Source organism: Streptomyces sp. NPDC046379, from assembly GCF_055587785.1.
In genome coordinates, this window is record NZ_JBVJFP010000006.1 from 35,335 (window position 1) to 51,619 (window position 16,285).

The 16,285-nt window shown below is 75.0% G+C and carries 18 protein-coding genes; 7 read left to right on the top strand and 11 right to left on the bottom strand.

Features of this window, described 5'->3' with window-relative positions; genetic code table 11:
- The first annotated feature begins 123 nt into the window (after positions 1-123).
- The 5 genes from ACZ6KF_RS12825 (at position 124) to ACZ6KF_RS12845 (ending at position 5,109) form a co-directional block, all read left to right on the top strand.
- The gene (locus ACZ6KF_RS12825) at positions 124-1,152 is read left to right on the top strand and encodes a DEDDh family exonuclease (RefSeq protein ID WP_469160298.1); all 1,029 of its coding nucleotides are present in this window, start codon (positions 124-126) and stop codon (positions 1,150-1,152) included.
- A 79-nt stretch (positions 1,153-1,231) separates the two neighbouring features.
- On the top strand, positions 1,232-1,465 hold the full coding sequence (locus ACZ6KF_RS12830; protein ID WP_356632974.1) for a hypothetical protein: 234 nt from the start codon (positions 1,232-1,234) through the stop codon (positions 1,463-1,465).
- Between the two features lie 90 nt (positions 1,466-1,555).
- The gene (locus tag ACZ6KF_RS12835) at positions 1,556-2,374 is read left to right on the top strand and encodes an SURF1 family cytochrome oxidase biogenesis protein (protein WP_469175547.1); all 819 of its coding nucleotides are present in this window, start codon (positions 1,556-1,558) and stop codon (positions 2,372-2,374) included.
- A gap of 163 nt (positions 2,375-2,537) precedes the next feature.
- Positions 2,538-4,349, top strand: a complete 1,812-nt coding sequence (locus ACZ6KF_RS12840) for a glycoside hydrolase family 15 protein (protein ID WP_356633110.1) — start codon at positions 2,538-2,540, stop codon at positions 4,347-4,349.
- A 4-nt stretch (positions 4,350-4,353) separates the two neighbouring features.
- The gene (locus ACZ6KF_RS12845) at positions 4,354-5,109 is read left to right on the top strand and encodes an SDR family oxidoreductase (protein ID WP_356632978.1); all 756 of its coding nucleotides are present in this window, start codon (positions 4,354-4,356) and stop codon (positions 5,107-5,109) included.
- A gap of 130 nt (positions 5,110-5,239) precedes the next feature.
- Here the strand turns inward: ACZ6KF_RS12845 and amaP are convergent, their stop codons facing one another.
- The 5 genes from amaP to ACZ6KF_RS12870 all read right to left on the bottom strand — a co-directional run bounded on the left by amaP (position 5,240) and on the right by ACZ6KF_RS12870 (position 7,704).
- Positions 5,240-5,827 (bottom strand): alkaline shock response membrane anchor protein AmaP, encoded by a 588-nt coding sequence (gene amaP / locus ACZ6KF_RS12850; RefSeq protein WP_469238449.1) that lies wholly within the window; start codon positions 5,825-5,827, stop codon positions 5,240-5,242.
- Positions 5,824-6,516 (bottom strand): DUF6286 domain-containing protein, encoded by a 693-nt coding sequence (locus ACZ6KF_RS12855; protein ID WP_469238450.1) that lies wholly within the window; start codon positions 6,514-6,516, stop codon positions 5,824-5,826. The genes amaP and ACZ6KF_RS12855 overlap by 4 nt, the downstream gene beginning before the upstream one ends.
- Complete coding sequence (locus tag ACZ6KF_RS12860) at positions 6,513-6,968, bottom strand: Asp23/Gls24 family envelope stress response protein (protein ID WP_469160294.1); 456 nt, start codon at positions 6,966-6,968, stop codon at positions 6,513-6,515. The genes ACZ6KF_RS12855 and ACZ6KF_RS12860 overlap by 4 nt, the downstream gene beginning before the upstream one ends.
- Entirely contained in the window at positions 6,965-7,150 is a 186-nt protein-coding gene (locus ACZ6KF_RS12865) for a hypothetical protein (protein ID WP_356632986.1), read from the bottom strand. The genes ACZ6KF_RS12860 and ACZ6KF_RS12865 overlap by 4 nt, the downstream gene beginning before the upstream one ends.
- A gap of 80 nt (positions 7,151-7,230) precedes the next feature.
- Complete coding sequence (locus ACZ6KF_RS12870; protein WP_356632988.1) at positions 7,231-7,704, bottom strand: Asp23/Gls24 family envelope stress response protein; 474 nt, start codon at positions 7,702-7,704, stop codon at positions 7,231-7,233.
- Positions 7,705-7,791: 87 nt separating this feature from the next.
- On the opposite strand from ACZ6KF_RS12870, the gene ACZ6KF_RS12875 reads away from it, so the two are divergent.
- On the top strand, positions 7,792-8,532 hold the full coding sequence (locus tag ACZ6KF_RS12875) for a nucleopolyhedrovirus P10 family protein (protein WP_469160293.1): 741 nt from the start codon (positions 7,792-7,794) through the stop codon (positions 8,530-8,532).
- A 439-nt stretch (positions 8,533-8,971) separates the two neighbouring features.
- Here ACZ6KF_RS12875 and ACZ6KF_RS12880 read toward each other — a convergent pair whose 3' ends face one another.
- The 3 genes from ACZ6KF_RS12880 to abc-f form a co-directional block, all read right to left on the bottom strand.
- Positions 8,972-9,775, bottom strand: coding sequence for an enoyl-CoA hydratase/isomerase family protein (locus ACZ6KF_RS12880; RefSeq protein WP_469238451.1), 804 nt, complete (start codon positions 9,773-9,775; stop codon positions 8,972-8,974).
- A gap of 120 nt (positions 9,776-9,895) precedes the next feature.
- Entirely contained in the window at positions 9,896-10,117 is a 222-nt protein-coding gene (locus ACZ6KF_RS12885) for a helix-turn-helix domain-containing protein (protein ID WP_003976983.1), read from the bottom strand.
- Positions 10,118-10,464: 347 nt separating this feature from the next.
- The gene (gene abc-f, locus ACZ6KF_RS12890) at positions 10,465-12,063 is read right to left on the bottom strand and encodes a ribosomal protection-like ABC-F family protein (protein ID WP_356632994.1); all 1,599 of its coding nucleotides are present in this window, start codon (positions 12,061-12,063) and stop codon (positions 10,465-10,467) included.
- 201 nt (positions 12,064-12,264) lie between these two features.
- Between abc-f and ACZ6KF_RS12895 the strand changes: the two genes are divergently transcribed.
- Positions 12,265-12,678, top strand: coding sequence for a VOC family protein (locus ACZ6KF_RS12895; protein ID WP_356632996.1), 414 nt, complete (start codon positions 12,265-12,267; stop codon positions 12,676-12,678).
- A gap of 6 nt (positions 12,679-12,684) precedes the next feature.
- Here ACZ6KF_RS12895 and ACZ6KF_RS12900 read toward each other — a convergent pair whose 3' ends face one another.
- From ACZ6KF_RS12900 to ACZ6KF_RS12910, 3 genes are all read right to left on the bottom strand, one after another.
- Complete coding sequence (locus ACZ6KF_RS12900) at positions 12,685-14,088, bottom strand: hypothetical protein (protein WP_469238452.1); 1,404 nt, start codon at positions 14,086-14,088, stop codon at positions 12,685-12,687.
- Between the two features lie 143 nt (positions 14,089-14,231).
- Positions 14,232-15,353, bottom strand: coding sequence for an alpha/beta hydrolase family protein (locus tag ACZ6KF_RS12905; protein ID WP_469238453.1), 1,122 nt, complete (start codon positions 15,351-15,353; stop codon positions 14,232-14,234).
- A gap of 232 nt (positions 15,354-15,585) precedes the next feature.
- Positions 15,586-16,269, bottom strand: a complete 684-nt coding sequence (locus tag ACZ6KF_RS12910) for a class II aldolase/adducin family protein (protein ID WP_469238454.1) — start codon at positions 16,267-16,269, stop codon at positions 15,586-15,588.
- Positions 16,270-16,285 lie beyond the last annotated feature (16 nt).

Consider the following 16,285-nt stretch of genomic DNA (forward strand, 5'->3'; position numbering starts at 1 on the left):
GGTCCGGGTGGGCCGGCCCTCCGAACAGGTGACCCGGTCCGGGCGGGCCGTGCTCGAACGGGCGGGCCCTGGCGGCGACCTGACGGACCGCGGTGTCAGTCGCGGCCCGTATCCTCATGGACCATGCTCGAAGACCACACCACCACAGCGTCCTCCCGCACGGAGTGGCCGGCCGCGTATCCCGCCGGATACGCGGTCGTTGACGTGGAGACCACCGGACTGGCCCGCGACGACCGCATCATCTCCGCGGCCGTCTACCGGCTCGACGGACGCGGCGAGGTCGAGGACCACTGGTACACCCTGGTCAACCCGGAGCGCGATCCGGGGCCCGTGTGGATCCACGGTCTGACGAGCGACGTGCTGGAGGGCGCGCCCCTGTTCGCCGACATCGCCGAGGAGTTCGCGGCGCGGCTGGCGGGCCGGGTGCTCGTCGCGCACAACGCCGTGTTCGACTGGCAGATGATCGCCCGTGAGTACGCGCGCGCGGAGCGCGAGGCCCCGGTGCGTCAGCGGCTGTGCACCATCGCGCTGTCGAAAGCCCTTCAGCTGCCGCTGCCCAACCACAAGCTGGAGTCGCTGGCCGCGCACTTCGGCGTCGTGCAGCGGCGGGCGCACCACGCGCTGGACGACGCGCGGGTGCTGGCGGAGGCGTTCCGGCCGAGCCTGCGGGCCGCCGCCGAGGGCGGGGTGCGGCTGCCGCTGCACGAGTGCCGGCCGCTGACCGAGTGGGCCGAGCGGCCGGCGCCGCTGATCGGGCAGCAGCCGGGCGGCCGCGGCGGATACGGCGGCGGGTACGGCGGGGGCCCCGGCGGCGGCTACCGGCCCGGCAGCTGGCGTCCCGCGCGCAAGCGGCCCGCGTGCCCGTATCCCAACCCGGGCCGGTACGAAGTGGGCAAACGACTCAAGCAGGGCATGCGGGTGGCCTTCTCCGGGGACACCTCGGTCGAGCGCGAGCTGCTGGAGGACCGGGCGACCGAGGCCGGGCTGCACGTCGCCACCAGCCTGTCCCGGCTGACCAGCCTCCTGGTCACCAACGACCCGGACTCGGGCACGTCCAAGGTGGTCAAGGCGCGCCAGTTCGGCACGCCGGTGGTGGACGAGGCGGCGTTCGGGCAGCTGCTCGGCGATGTGGAGCCGGCGTCGGGGCCGTGACCGTACGGACGGGTGATTGCCGGGCGACTCGCCCGCCGCCCGCTCGCCCGGGCCGCGCGCACGGCTCACCCTGTGGCGCATGGCGAGATGCGAAGTATGCGGCAATGACTACGGAATGACCTTCGAGGTGCACGCGCAGGGCGCGGTGCACGTCTTCGACTGCTTCTCCTGCGCGATCCACCGGATGGCGCCGATCTGCGAGCACTGCCGGGTGCAGATCATCGGCCAGGGAGTCGAGGCCGACGGCCACTGGTACTGCGGTGCGCACTGCGCCCGCGCGGAGGGGAGGGCGGGGATCGTCGACCGGGTCTAGACAAGCCCTCCCGGGGCGCCCCGAGACCCGCTGAGGCGCCCCGGGGCACCCCCCGCCGAGCACCCCGCGGCCGAGAGGTACGGTCGTGGGGTGTACCGCTTCCTGTTGACCCGGCAGTGGGTGATCCTCACCCTCGTCGTCCTCGCGCTCGTCCCGACGATGATCGAGCTGGGTTTCTGGCAGCTGCACCGGCACCAGCACCGCGTCGCCCTGAACCAGGTGATCGCCGACTCCCTGGCCGCCGACCCCGTGCCCGTCGAGTCGCTGACCGCGCCCGGCGCCGAGGTGAAGGACGCGGACCTCTACCGCCGGGTGACCGGCGCCGGCCGCTTCGACCCCGCGCGCGAGGTCGTCGTCCGCCGCCGCACCAACGCCGACGACAAGGTCGGCTTCCACGTGCTGACGCCGTTCGTCCTCCGGGACGGCAAGGTCCTGCTGGTCAACCGCGGCTGGGTGCCGGCGGGCCCGACGCAGACCGCGTTCCCCGAGGTCCCGGCCCCGCCGCGCGGCGAGATCACCGTCACCGGCCGGCTGATGCGGGACCAGACCACGGCCGAGAGCGGCATCAAGGACCTCCAGGACCTGCCCGACCGCCAGGTCATGCTGATCAGCAGCGAGCAGCAGCAGGAGCGGCTCGGCAGGCAGGTCCTCGGCGGCTACGTCGAGCTGACCTCCCCCCTGCCGAAGGGCGCCGGACCCGAGCCGATCCCCGCGCCCGACCACGACGCCATCGGCAACCACCTCGCCTACGCCATCCAGTGGTGGCTGTTCAGCGCGGGCGTGCCGGTCGGCTGGGTGATCCTGGTCCGCCGCGAGGTCCGGGACCGGGCGGCGGCCGGGCGCGCGGACGACGGCAACGGCGAGGGCGGCGACGGGGAGCCGGCCCGGACGGAGTCGGCGCGCGTCTGACACGCACGCGGCGCAACGGGCGCTCGGAGGCCCTCCGGGCACACCGTGCGCCACGTCTCGCCCTCCCGGTCGGTTCCCCGGATTGCCCCCGCCCCCCTCCGGGAACCCGATCCGCGTGCATCCGCCCACCGAGAACGGCCCCGACACCGGCATCCACGACCGCATCGGCAACCACGTCGACAACCGCATCGAGGACTACGCCCTCATCGGCGACGAACAGACGGCCGCGCTCGTCGGCCGGGACGGTTCCATCGACTGGCTCTGCCTGCCCCGCTTCGACTCCGCCGCCTGCTTCGCCCGGCTCCTCGGCAACGAGGAGAACGGCCACTGGCGGATCGCCCCGAAGGGCGTGCGCGGCCCGTGCACGCGCCGCGCGTACCGCCCCGAGACGCTCGTCCTGGACACCGAGTGGGACACCCCGGACGGCAGCGTCCGGGTCACCGACCTGATGCCGCAGCGCGACCGCGCCCCCGACGTCGTCCGCATCGTCGAGGGCCTCAGCGGCCGGGTCACCGTGCGCAGCACGCTGCGGCTGCGCTTCGACTACGGCTCCGTCGTGCCCTGGATGCGCCGCACCGACGGCCACCGGGTCGCCGTCGCCGGTCCCGACTCGGCGTGGCTGCGCAGCGAACCGCAGGTGGAGACCTGGGGCGAGTCGTACGGCACCCACTCGGAGTTCACCGTCGGGCCCGGGGAGAAGGTCGCGTTCGTCCTGACCTGGCATCCCTCGCACGAGCCGCGGCCCGAGCAGGTCGACCCGTACGAGGCGCTGCGCACCAGCGTCGCCGACTGGCGGGCCTGGTCGGCGCGGTGCCGGTACGACGGCCCGCACCGCGACACCGTGCTGCGCTCGCTCATCACCCTCAAGGCCCTCACCTACGCGCCCACCGGCGGCATCGTGGCCGCCGCCACCACCTCCCTGCCCGAGGAGCTGGGCGGGGTGCGCAACTGGGACTACCGCTACTGCTGGCTGCGCGACGCCACCCTCACCCTGGGCGCCCTGCTGTCGGCGGGCTACCACGAGGAGGCCGAGGCGTGGCGCAACTGGCTGCTGCGCGCGGTCGCCGGGAACACCGCGGACCTGCAGATCATGTACGGGGTCGCGGGCGAGCGGCGGCTCCCGGAGACGGTGCTGCCCTGGCTGAGCGGCTTCGGCCACTCACGGCCGGTGCGGATCGGCAACGACGCGGTGCGCCAGCTCCAACTGGACGTGTACGGCGAGGTGATGGACTCCCTGTCGCTGGGCCGCGACGCCGGCCTGTCGGTCAAGCAGCACATGTGGGCGCTGCAGTGCTCCATGATGCGGTTCCTGTGCGAGGAGTGGCGGCAGCCGGACGAGGGGCTGTGGGAGGTGCGCGGCGGGCGGCGGCAGTTCGTGCACTCCAAGGTGATGGTGTGGGTGGCCGCCGACCGCGCGGTGCGCACGATGGAGCGGTTCCCGGAGCTGAAGGGCGATCTGCACGGCTGGCGGGCGATGCGCGAGGAGGTGCACCGCGAGGTGTGCGAGCGGGGCTACGACCCGGAGCGCAACACCTTCACCCAGTCGTACGGCTCCAAGGAACTGGACGCCGCGCTGCTGCTCATCCCGCGCGTGGGCTTCCTGCCGCCGGACGACCCGCGGGTGCGCGGCACCATCGAGGCGGTCCGCCGGGAGCTGGGGCACGACGGCCTCCTGCACCGCTACAGCACCGACGACACCGTGGTCGACGGGCTGCCCGGCGGCGAGGGCACCTTCCTGGCCTGCACGTTCTGGCTGGCGGACGCGCTGCATCTGACGGGCCGCACCGAGGAGGCCCGGGAGCTGTTCGAACGGCTGGTGGGACTGACCAACGACGTGGGGCTGCTGGCGGAGGAGTACGACCCGGCGACCGGCCGGCAACTGGGCAATTTCCCGCAGGCCTTCAGCCACATCGGCCTGGTGAACACCGCCTTCGCCCTGTACGGCACGGGCGGCGACGCGCTCGGGGCAGGATAGGGCCATGGATCTTGGACTGAAGGACCGGGTGTACGTCGTCACCGGGGCCACCCGCGGCCTCGGCAACGCCTCCGCGCGCGAGCTGGTGGCCGAGGGGGCGAAGGTCGTCGTGACCGGGCGGGACGAGCAGCGGGTGGCCGAGGCCGCGGCGGAGCTGGGCGCGAACGCGCACGGGGTGGCCGTGGACAACGCCGACCCGGAGGCGCCGGCCCGGCTGATCGCCGCCGCGCGGGAACGGTTCGGCGGCTTCGACGGCATCCTCGTCAGCGTCGGCGGGCCGCCCGCCGGGTTCGCCGCCGACAACACCGACGAGCAGTGGCGGGCGGCGTTCGAGTCGGTGTTCCTCGGCGCGGTGCGGCTGGCCCGCGCCGCGGCGGCGGAGCTGGAGGAGGGCGGCGTCATCGCCTTCGTGCTGTCGGGCTCGGTGTACGAGCCCATTCCGGGGCTGACCGTCTCCAACGGGCTGCGCCCCGGTCTCGCGGGCTTCGCCAAGTCGCTGGCGGACGAACTGGGGCCGCGCGGCATCCGCGTGGTCGGCGTGCTGCCCGGCCGCATCGACACCGACCGGGTCCGCGAGCTGGACGCCCTGTCCGCCGACCCCGAGGCGACCCGGATCGCCGCCGAGTCCCGCATCCCGCTGCGGCGGTACGGCAGCCCGCGGGAGTTCGGCCGGGCGGCGGCGTTCCTGCTGTCCCCCGCGGCGTCGTACGTGACCGGCGTGATGCTGCCGGTGGACGGCGGGGTGCGGCACGGGTTCTGAGCGGTGCCGCACGGCCAGTGAGCGGCGGCGGCACGGGTTCTCGGCGGGTCGGCCCGCTCGGCCGTGATCGGCGGCGATCCGGGTCGCCCCCGGGGTCGGCGGAGCGGGTGCGGCACGGCTTCTGCGCGCGTCAGCCGACCCGTTCCGCGCCGTGTCCGACCGCCCTGAGCCTGACCTCCGCCGGGAGACGGTCCAGCGCGGCCGACTCCCGGGCGTGCGCCAGGGCGTGGGCGGTGAGGTGGCGCAGGGCGGTGGCGGGGTCGACGTGGGGTTCCAGCACGAGCCGTACGCGTGCCGAGGGCGACTCCCGGCGGCCGGTGAGGCGGACGTGGGCGCGGTCGACGCCGTCCAGCCCCACGGCCTCGGCGGCGATCGCGTCCTCCAGGGCCCTGCCTCGCAGCAGCGCGCTCTCGCCGTCGCCGGTGTCGACGAGCACCTCGTGCAGCCGGCGGCGGCGCAGGTTGGCGGCCAGCCACCCGAGGGCGAGCAGGAGGAGCACGGCGAGCGCGGCGAGGACGACCGGCCACCACCAGCCGTCCTCCCGCCACCGGGTCCGCTCGGCCGCGGTGAGCAGCACGTCGTCCGGGCCGTCGTGCAGCCACCAGGAGGGCGGCTTCGCCCCGAGCCCGACGGCGAGCACCGCGCCGCCCAGGGCGAGCAGCGCGAGCCCGGCGAGGGCCAGCAGTACACGGTTGACGGTTCGCAGCACCGCCCTCACCCCTTCCGGCCGGGCCGCCGGACCCGCAGCTTCAGCGCGGGGCGCCGGGCCAGGCCCAGTTCCCCGATCGCGTCGGTGAGCGCGGCCTCCAGGTCGGCGCGTACGTCGTCCAGTTCACGGAAGTGCGAGACCGCCCGCACGTCGGCCCGGCGGCGGCCCATGGCGACCCGGGCCGCCTGCACTCCGGCCACCTCCATCGCCCGGTCGCGCAGCACGATCGCGGCGGCGGGGCGGTGCAGTCCGGCGCGCACGGCCGGGTGGGTGCGCCGCATGGGCAGCAGGCCGCGCAGTCCGGGCGTGAGCGCGAGGAGCAGCAGCCACAGGCCCAGGGCGGCGGCGAGGCCGGCTCCGGCCAGCGCCCAGAGGTCGTCGAGGGGGCGTTCGGCGAGCTGTGCGGCGAGTTCCCGGCGCCAGGCCATGGCGTCGCGGCCGGCGCGCACGGCGGCGACGTCGTAGAGGAAGGCGCCCGTGACGAGGAGCAGCAACAGGGCGGTGACGCCCGCCGGGACGCGGCGCGCCGACCAGAAGCGGTGGGCGCGGCCGTCCGGGACCGGGGTCGCGTCGGCGGAGGCCGCGTCGGAGGGAAGCGCCTTGGCCGGCGGACCGGCCTGGCCGGCCGCGGTCGCGCCGGTCTTCTCCAGGACCGGCGGTCGCCGCTCGGCGCCCCCCGTGGGCAGCGGCTGGCTCATCGGATCCTCCCCTGTGCCGGACCGGGCCCGACGTCGCCCGCCTTGCCGTGCGCGGCGCCGTGTGCCGCCGTCGGGTGCAGCCGCTCGACGCGGACGGCGACCTCCGGGACCGCCATGCCCGTCAGCGTGCCGACGCGTTCGGTGACGTGCCGGCGCACCTCGCGGCAGCGGGAGCCGATGTCGCCCGGGTAGCCGAGTTCGAGGTGGACGTGCACGTGCGCGGCGTCGAGCGGGGTCCCCACGTCCGGGCGGCGCCGGGCGTGGGGGCGGACGACGACGGTGGCGTGCGGGCGGGCGGCGTCCGGCGGCAGCGGTCCGGCCGCCTCGCGGGCGGCCTGGGCGGCGATCTTCGCGACGACGCGGTCGGCGACGGTCGTGGCGCCGCGCTCGGCCGGCGGCACGGCCCCCGCCGGGAGGCGGGCCGCGCCTGCCTCGGTGCTCACCGGCGTCACCGCCGCCGGTCGGCGCGCGAACGGAACAGGTCGCCGACGTCGAGGTCCCCTTCGAGGAACCGCCCGACGACGAACCCGATGGCGCCCAGGGCGGCCACCAGCAGGAAGGCCCCGAACCCGCCGAAATACCCGGCGAACCCCAGCGCCATTCCGGCGATCATGCCGACAACGGCCATGCTCAAGGTGCACTCCCCTCAGTGGGTCCGGTCAGCGGTCCGGTGCACCGGACCTTCAGTGGTCCGGTCGCCCGGTCGCCGACGCGTCACTGGAGCCGGGACTCCGGCTCCTCTTCCTCTTCTTCCGGCAGCTTCACGTCGCTGACGGCGATGTTGACCTCGACGACCTCCAGGCCGGTCATCCGCTCCACCGCCGTGACGACGTTCTCCCGCACGTCGCGGGCGACGTCGGCGATCGACACGCCGTACTCGATGACGATCTCCAGGTCGAGCGCGGTCTGCTTCTCGCCGACCTCGGCCTTGACGCCGCGCGTCACCGCCTTGGACCCGCCGGGCACCCGGTCGCGTACGGCGCCGAAGGTACGGCTGAGTCCACTGCCCATGGCGTGGACGCCCACGACGTCGCGGGCCGCCAGTCCGGCGATCTTCTCCACGACCCCGTCGGCGATGGTGGTCCGCCCCCGGGTCGCCGCGTCGCCGCCGCCGCGCCTGGTGGCCCTGCGGACCTCCGTGCCGCCGTCCGGGATCTGTGTCCGGTTCTGCTCAGTTGTCTCGCTCATCGCCGTACGTCCCTTTCGGTCGTCGTTCTTCGACCACCGTAAGCCGGGTTGCGCGAGGGCGCGCCATCTATGCGGCAGGCTGGAGGAATGACGGCGGACCGATGGACGCGGACGGTACGACAGCAGCTGGCCCTCGGCAGATCCCTGCCGCTGGGCGGACCGGGTGACGGGGCGTGGATCGCGGACGGCGTGGCGCGGGCGGTGCTGCGGGCCGCCGCGGGCGCGGTGCCCGGGGTGCGGCCGGGGCGGCTGCGGATCGCGCTCGCCGATCCGGGGCACACCTACGACCCGGCGGTGCCGCAGCCGCCCGCCGCCCTGCCTCCGGGGCCGCTGCGGGTGACGGCGGACTTCGCGGCGACGGCGGCGGAGCCGCTGCCCGCGACGGCCGAGCGGCTGCGCACGGCGCTGCTGACGGCGGCGACGCGGCGGCTGGGGCTGACGGTCGCGGAGATCGACCTGCGGGCGACCGACCTGCTGGACGACGCTTCCGAGGACGCTCGGAGCGCTTCGGACCAGGAGCCGTCTCCGGAACCTCCGGAGCCCGTCGACCCCGTGGCCCCGGACGAGCGCCTGGTGGCGGACGCGGCCCTGACGGTCCCGGGCGTGGCCCGGCTGACCGGCACCCTGGGCGGCGTGGGCCGCGCCGTGCACTTCGAGCCGGGCGCCCGGACGGGCGACGCCTCTCTGCCGCGCCGCCATGTCTGGCTGGAACTCGCGGTCCGCGCCGACCACCGCGCCGTGGACGTGGCCCGGGCGGTCCGCACCCGCGTGGGCGACTGTCTGCCGGACCACCCGTCGGTGGCGGTGCTGGTGACGTCGGTGAGCTGACGGAGCGCCGCGCGGCCGGCGTCGCTCCGCCCTGCCGCCGACCGCATGACCGGCCCATCGGCCGACCGGGCGACGGCCACCCCGGTGACACGACCGGGGCCCGGGACGTCCCCACGTGTCCGGGCGACCCGCCCCTGTCACGCCGATCCCGCCTCGAACGCGGGAGGTCCGGGCAGGGCACGGGCCCACGCCGCGGCCCGAGCTGCCGGTGGCGGCACCGGCGCGGCGCGGGGCCGGTCACCCGGAAGGGCGTGGGTCGGTGGGACCGGCGGCCGGGGCACGCACGGCGTGCGGCCTGCCGAGCCCGGTCCGGGCAGGGCCGGGCCGGGCAGGGCCGGGCCGGGCCGGGCCGGGCCGGGCCGGGCCGGGCAGGGCAGGGCAGGGCCGGGCAGGGCAGGGCAGGGCAGGGCAGGGCCGGGCAGGGCAGGGCAGGGCAGGGCTACTCGCCGATTCCCGCGAGGTCGCGCAGGCGGCGGGCCTGGGCGGCGCGTTCGGCGGCGCGCTGGGACTCGTACGTCTGCGTCCGGGCGGACTGGAGCAGGGCCTTCGTCTCGATGACCGCGTCGCGGGGGGCCGCGAGCAGGGCCGAGGTCAGGTCCTGGACCGCCGCGTCCAGCTCGGCGGCGGGGACCGCGATGTTCGCCAGGCCCCAGCGCACCGACTCCTCGGCCGGGACGGAGCGGCCCGTGACGCAGATCTCGAGCGCGCGGGCGTATCCGACGAGGCCCACCAAGGGGTGGGTGCCCGTCAGGTCGGGGACGAGGCCGAGGCTGGTCTCGCGCATGGCGAATTGCACGTCGTCCGCGACGACGCGCAGGTCGCAGGCGAGGGCGAGCTGGAAGCCGGCTCCGATGGCATGTCCCTGGACTGCGGCGACGGAGACGATGTCGCTGCGCCGCCACCAGGTGAAGGCCTCCTGGTACTCGGCGATGGTCGCGTCCAGCTCGGCGTCCGAACCCCGTGCGAGGTCGAGGAACGACGGCTCGCCGTCGAAGCCCTGGGGCGTGAACGCCTGCCGGTCGAGCCCCGCCGAGAACGACTTGCCCTCGGCGCGCAGCACGACCACCCGGACGGCGCCCGGGAGCAGCCGCCCCGCCTCGGCGAGCGCCCGCCACAGGGCGGGGCTCTGCGCATTGCGCTTGGCGGGGTTGGTCAGCGTCACCGTGGCGATCGCGTCGTCGACGGTGAGCCGCACCCCGTCCTTGTCGAGCAGGGGTACGAGGTCGTGGTCGGGCGAAGCCATGGGGCGCCTCCGATGAGTGCGGTCAGCGAAGCGAAGCTAAGTGACTGCACAGTAACCACCCGGTCGGTCGGCTGACAGACCGGGTGGCCACCATCGGAGACGAAGGGGCCGCCCGGGGCGTCAGGCCGAAGTGGCCTTCTTGCCCCGCGTCGCCCCGCCACGCCCACGGAGCGTGACGCCCGACTCGCTGAGCATGCGGTGCACAAAGCCATACGAGCGGCCGGTCTCCTCGGCCAACGCCCGGATGCTCGCACCGGCGTCGTACTTCTTCTTCAGGTCTGCCGCGAGCTTGTCGCGCGCGGCGCCGGTCACCCGGCTGCCCTTCTTCAGAGTCTCGGCCACCCGTGCCTCCTCATGGGAAGTGCGCTCTGGTCTCCTCATGATCACCCCTCCGGGCCGACATGGCCACCCATTCGGCAAGGTCCGTGCGAGAAGGTTTTGACGACGGGAGCCGGTCCACACATGCGGAATCACGAATTCCCAGAGGCAGGCGTCCGTACACCCGAACGGGTTGTTCAGCGAAGTTCCAGGTCAGAAACGTGCGACGGCCGGGCCCCCGACGTCGCCGGGTCCGGCCGTCGCCCACGCGGGGGGCACAACCTCGACACACCTGGGTACGAGGACGTCTCACACAGATGATGGATCACGGATCGGCCGAAAGATCCATCCGCCGTCGACCGTCCGTTCGGTCACGCCAGGGCGACGAGGTCCGCGTAGTCGGAGCCCCACAGGTCCTCGACGCCGTCGGGCAGCAGGATGATCCGCTCCGGCTGGAGCGCCTCGACCGCGCCCTCGTCGTGGGTGACGAGGACGACGGCGCCCTGGTAGGTGCGCAGCGCGCCGAGGATCTCCTCCCGGCTGGCCGGGTCGAGGTTGTTGGTGGGCTCGTCCAGCAGCAGCACGTTCGCCGAGGACACCACGAGGGTGGCGAGGGCGAGCCGGGTCTTCTCGCCGCCGGAGAGGACCCCGGCCGGCTTGTCCACGTCGTCGCCGGAGAACAGGAACGAGCCGAGCACCTTGCGCACCTCGACCAGATCCATGTCGGGCGCGGCGGAGCGCATGTTCTCCAGCACCGTGCGGCCCGGGTCGAGGGTCTCGTGCTCCTGGGCGTAGTAGCCGAGCTTGAGGCCGTGGCCGGGGATCACCTGTCCGGTGTCGGGCTTCTCGACGCCGGCCAGCAGGCGCAGCAAAGTGGTCTTGCCGGCGCCGTTGAGGCCGAGGATGACCACGCGGGAGCCCTTGTCGATGGCCAGGTCGACGTCGGTGAAGATCTCCAGCGAGCCGTACGACTTGGACAGGCCCTCGGCGGTCAGCGGCGTGCGTCCGCAGGGGGCGGGGTCGGGGAAGCGCAGCTTGGCGACCTTGTCCGACTGGCGGACCGCCTCCAGGCCGGACAGCAGCTTCTCGGCGCGCCGGGCCATGTTCTGCGCGGCGACCGTCTTGGTGGCCTTGGCGCGCATCTTGTCGGCCTGCGCGTTGAGCGCGGCAGCCTTCTTCTCGGCGTTCTGCCGCTCGCGCTTGCGGCGCTTCTCGTCCGCCTCGCGCTGCTGCTGGTAGAGCTTCCAGCCCATGTTGTAGATGTCGATGTGGGCGCGGTTGGCGTCCAGGTAGAACACCTTGTTGACGACCGTCTCGACCAGGTCGACGTCGTGGCTGATGACGATGAAGCCGCCGCGGTAGGTCCTGAGGTAGTCGCGCAGCCAGACGATGGAGTCGGCGTCGAGGTGGTTGGTCGGCTCGTCGAGCAGCAGGGTGTCCGCGTCGGAGAACAGGATGCGGGCCAGCTCGATACGGCGGCGCTGACCGCCGGAGAGGGTGTGCAGCGGCTGGCCGAGCACGCGGTCGGGCAGGTTCAGCGCGGCGGCGATGGTGGCGGCCTCGGCCTCGGCGGCGTATCCGCCCTTGGTGAGGAACTCCGTCTCCTGGCGCTCGTACTGCTTGAGCGCCTTCTCGCGCGTGGCGCCCTGGCCGCCCGCGATGCGCTGTTCGTTCTCCCGCATCTTGCGGATCAGTACGTCCAGTCCGCGGGCGGAGAGGATGCGGTCGCGGGCGAGCATGTCGAGGTCGCCGGTGCGGGGGTCCTGCGGGAGGTAGCCGACCTCGCCGGAGCGGGTGATGGTTCCGGCTGCGGGGATGCCCTCGCCGGCGAGACACTTGGTGAGGGTCGTCTTGCCGGCGCCGTTGCGGCCGACGAGGCCGATGCGGTCGCCCTTGGCGACGCGGAAGGTGGCGTTCTCGATGAGGACGCGCGCACCGGCGCGCAGCTCGATACCGGAGGCGGAGATCACGGACAGACTCCAGGGCGGTGGGGGTCCCCCCGCTCGAGCGAAGCCGAGAGTGGGGGAGGGTGGCGGTGGGCGGCTGAGGACGTTCCCGCCGTCTAATGCGCGAGGAGAATGGCCATGGGCCCAAGTCTAACGGGGCCGCGCAAGGGGTTTTGGCGGCCGGTAGGGAGCGGCCGGGAACCGGCGGACGAGGGAGTGATCGGCATGGCAGAGGTGAACGGCGGACGGCCGAGCGTGTACCCGACGCTGCTGTACGCGGACGCGAAGGCGGCGATCCGGCAGCTCACCGAGGCGCTGGGCTTCACCGAGCTGTCCGTGTACGAGGGGCCGGACGGCACGGTGCTGCACGCCGAGCTGGCGCAGGGCAACGGCGCGGTGATGATCGGCTCGAAGGGCGGCGGCGGGATCTTCGACGCCGCGATGAAGGGCGCGGGCCCGGCCGGGGTGTACGTCGTCGTGGACGACGTCGACGCACACCACCAGCGTGCCGTGGACCACGGCGTGGCGATCCTGATGCCCCCGACGGACCAGGACTACGGCTCCCGGGACTACATGGCCCGGGACGCCGAGGGCAACGTCTGGAGCTTCGGCACCTACGCGCCCCAGCCGCAGGGCTGAGCCGCCTCAGCCGCCGGTGTGCACCTGGAAGGCGGCGCGGCGCACGGCCTTGGCCAGGGCCGGGTCGGGGTGGGCGGCGGCGAGGGCGACCAGCACCTGCACCGTGCGCGGGTGGCCGACCGCGCGCACCTCGTCCAGCAGCATGGGCACGGTCGGCTGCACCGCGGACTCCAGGTGCCGCACCAGCAGCGGCGCCTCGCCGTGGTCGGCGACGGCCGCGGCGGTGTCGACCCACAGCCAGGTGGCCTCCTCGCGGGTGAGCACCTCGTGGGCGTCCTCGGGGTCGGCGCCCTCGTGCTCGGCCAGCCACAGCAGGGCGTACGGCCTGAGCGTCGGCTCGTCGACGACGGCGCGGACGTCGGGCTCGGCGGGCGCGCCGACGACGCGCAGCGCCTCGAAGGCGAGGCCGCGCAGCAGGGCGTCCTCGCCGCGGGCGGCGTCGAGCAGCTCGGTGACGGCGCTGCCGACGGGGCGGGCGGCGAGCCAGGCGCGGTACTCGGCGCGGGCGGCGTTCGGGCGCAGCTGGGCGCAGCCGCGGAGCATGTCCTCGGCGGCGGCCTCGATGTTCCCGGCGGGGCTCTGCGCGGCGACGCAGATCTGCTCCAGCTTGACCCAGACCGCCCAGCTGCCGAGCGGGGTGAGGGTGGCCTGGCCGTCGCCGTAGGTGAGGGCGCCGACGGAGGCGAGGGCGCACAGGGCCCAGTCGAGCAGGGGGGCCAGTTCGGCGGGGTCGCCGGTGACCGCGGCGGGCGGGGCCGGTTCGCGCTGGGGGCCGTAGGGGACCTCGCAGCGTTCGGTGCGCAGCTCGCGGACGCGCTGGGCGAGGAGGTCGAGGAGCTGTTCGACGGGGACCGGGCCGGCGGACAGCTGGAGGAAGGAGAGCACCTGCGGCATGGCCGAGACGACCTCGGCGACCGCGGCGGGCTCCTGTCCGGCGGGTTCCGGGTGGGCGAGCGACCAGGCGTCGAACAGCGCGACCCAGCCGCGCAGCACGGCGCTGTCGTCGCGGTCCCAGGCGCGCAGCCGCCAGCCGGGACGGGCGCTGCCGCCGTGCACCTCGACGAGACCGGCGAGGCGGGCGGTGTCCCAGTCGGCGCGGACCTGGGCGGGCGTCAGACCGACTTCGGCCGCGGCCCGTTCGGCGGTCGCGTCGGCGAGGGTGGCCTTTCCGTCGGAGGTGCCGTTGCCCCCGCCGGGGCGCAGGGCGGCGTCGGCCCAGCGGGCGACGCGGGCCGCGCCGGCCAGCCTGGAGCGTGCCATTCCGGCCAGCTCCGAGGGGGCGGGGGTGCCCTCCGGCGGGCGGGGTGCGGGGCGGCGCGAGCGCCGCTGGTTCATCGCTCGGGGGGCGGCGGCCAGGGGTCGCGGGCGGACGAGTCGGAGCCTGGAGTCGCGCGGGATACGGGACGTCACGAGTGCAGTCTCCCGGCTGACCGTCCGAAAACCCAAACGGAATGTCACGGCGGGCCACGGGACCGGCCCGTGGAGGTGGCGTCGGCGCTGCCGGGAGGCGATAACCGGTCAGTGGTCCGGCGTTGAACGGAATCGGCGGGCGCTCACATGAACGGGGTCAGGAAGCGGCGCAGGGTCTCCTCGTAGGCGGCGGGGTCGGCGTTCCACATGGCGTTGTGCGGGGCGTGGCGGACGGTGTGCAGGCGGATGAGGTCGGGGCGGCGGGCGGCCAGCAGGCGGGAGTGGGTCCAGGGGGCGAGCCGGTCGTCGGGGCCGTGGAAGATCAGCGTCGGGATGTTCGGGGGCCCGGTCGTGTCGTCGCCGTGGCGGCTGACGCGTCCGGTGCGGCCCTGGGCGGCGCGGACGGCCAGCGGGAGCAGGGCGGCCGGGGTGCGGTGTGCGGCGGCGAGGGCGCGCAGGGTGGACTCCCAGTGGAGGACCGGAGAGTCCAGGACGAGGCCGTTGATGCGGTCCCGGACCGGGGAGTGGGCGGCGGCGCGCAGCGCCATGGTGGCGCCGGTGGACCAGCCGTGGACGACGATGCGCCGGGCGCCGTAGCGCACGGCGTAGCGGATCGCCGCGTCCAGGTCGCGCCATTCGGTCTCGCCGAGGTGGTGCAGGCCGTCGGGCGAGCGGGGCGCGCCGGGGTCGCCGCGGTGGGCGAGGTCGAGCACGGGGAAGCGCAGTCCGTGCAGGAGCGGGAGCAGGTTGAGGGGGTGCTCCCGGGTCGTGCCGAGCCCGTGCACGGTGATCACCCAGGTGTCCCGCACGCCGGGCAGGAACCAGGCGGGCAGCGGGCCCAGCTCGCCGGGCACGTCGACGTCGGCGTGGTCCAGGCCGAGGGCGCCGGCGGGGTCGCCGACGTGCAGGTTGGGGGTGAGCCACACCTTGTCGCCGGGCTCCAGGGCGCCGTGGGTGACGCGCTCCAGCCTGCGGACGACGGTGTCGGCGGGGTGCGGGACGCTGTGCAGCACGGGCCCGACGACGGCGTGCGATCCCTCCCCGGCGAGGCCGTACGTGCCGGGCCGCTGGGAGGCGAGGGACCGGGTGAGCGTGACGGTGCCCGCGGCGACGCCGTGCACGATGAGCCGCGGCTCACCGGCGGGCGGCCGCCCCGCGGACGGCCTGAGCGCGGCGCCGCCGGCGATCCGGCCGGCGGCGACGGCCGCGACTCCGGCCGCCGTGAGAGCGGTGACGGCGGCGGCCGCCGCTTGCACAGTGCGCACGGCACCCAGTGTCCCGGCAAGGCGGAGGGGCGGCCAGTGGAGGGGTGGGGGGGTGGCGCGGTGGAGTGACGCGGTCGGGGGCGGGGCGCCGGTCGCAGGCCCCAGGCATCTCGCCCCGTCCGCACCCGCTCGGCGCGAGGAGCCACGACCGGCCGGCGCGAGGCGCCCCGACCGGCCCGGGGTCGCCCGGGCCCGCATGCCCGAGGCCGCGCGTCTCGAGGCGGCCTCCCGGTCACCCGCCTCGCTGGCCGTACCCGCGCAGCCGCCGGGCCACCTCCGCAAGCTGGTCCGGGGTCAGGAGGGACGGGCTGCGGCCCGGTACCGAGGAGGCCGTCAGCCACAGGCGGCACATCCACTCCAGCTGGGCCGTGCGGTCGTAGGCCTGGTCCAGGGTGGCGCCGTACGTGATCGTGCCGTGGTTGGCCAGGAGGCAGCCGGAGCGGCCGGTGAGGGCCGTCAGCATGTTCTCGGCCAGTTCGGGCGTGCCGTAGGTCGCGTACGGGGCGACGCGGACGGGGCCGCCCAGGGCCGCCGTCATGTAGTGGATCACCGGCAGTTCCGTCACCAGCGTCGAGACCGCCGTCGCGTGCACCGCGTGGGTGTGGACGACCGCCCGCGCGTCGGTCGTACGGTGGACGGCGAGGTGCATCGGCAGTTCGCTGGTCGGCACGAGCGTCCCGCGGACCTGCCGGCCGTCGAGGTCGACCCCGGTCAGGTCGTCCGGCGTGAGCCGGTCGTACGGGACGCCCGAGGGCGTGACCAGGACGACGTCGCCGACGCGTACGGACACGTTGCCCGAGGTGCCGACGACCAGTCCGTCGGCGACGGTGCGCCGGGCCGTCGCGACGAGGGCCTCCCAGGCCGCCCGTTCCCGCTGTGCCCGCCCACCCGTTCGCTCACCCTTCGGTTCACCCATGGCGCGGATCCTGCCA

Bases quoted from the DNA above. Each gene is read 5' to 3' on its own strand.
- ACZ6KF_RS12825 (WP_469160298.1), top strand. From the start codon at position 124: ATGCTCGAAGACCACACCACCACAGCGTCCTCCCGCACGGAGTGGCCG.
- ACZ6KF_RS12830 (WP_356632974.1), top strand. From the start codon at position 1,232: ATGGCGAGATGCGAAGTATGCGGCAATGACTACGGAATGACCTTCGAG.
- ACZ6KF_RS12845 (WP_356632978.1), top strand. From the start codon at position 4,354: ATGGATCTTGGACTGAAGGACCGGGTGTACGTCGTCACCGGGGCCACC.
- ACZ6KF_RS12855 (WP_469238450.1), bottom strand. From the start codon at position 6,516: ATGAGCCAGCCGCTGCCCACGGGGGGCGCCGAGCGGCGACCGCCGGTC.
- ACZ6KF_RS12870 (WP_356632988.1), bottom strand. From the start codon at position 7,704: ATGAGCGAGACAACTGAGCAGAACCGGACACAGATCCCGGACGGCGGC.
- ACZ6KF_RS12875 (WP_469160293.1), top strand. From the start codon at position 7,792: ATGACGGCGGACCGATGGACGCGGACGGTACGACAGCAGCTGGCCCTC.
- ACZ6KF_RS12880 (WP_469238451.1), bottom strand. From the start codon at position 9,775: ATGGCTTCGCCCGACCACGACCTCGTACCCCTGCTCGACAAGGACGGG.
- ACZ6KF_RS12895 (WP_356632996.1), top strand. From the start codon at position 12,265: ATGGCAGAGGTGAACGGCGGACGGCCGAGCGTGTACCCGACGCTGCTG.
- ACZ6KF_RS12910 (WP_469238454.1), bottom strand. From the start codon at position 16,269: ATGGGTGAACCGAAGGGTGAGCGAACGGGTGGGCGGGCACAGCGGGAA.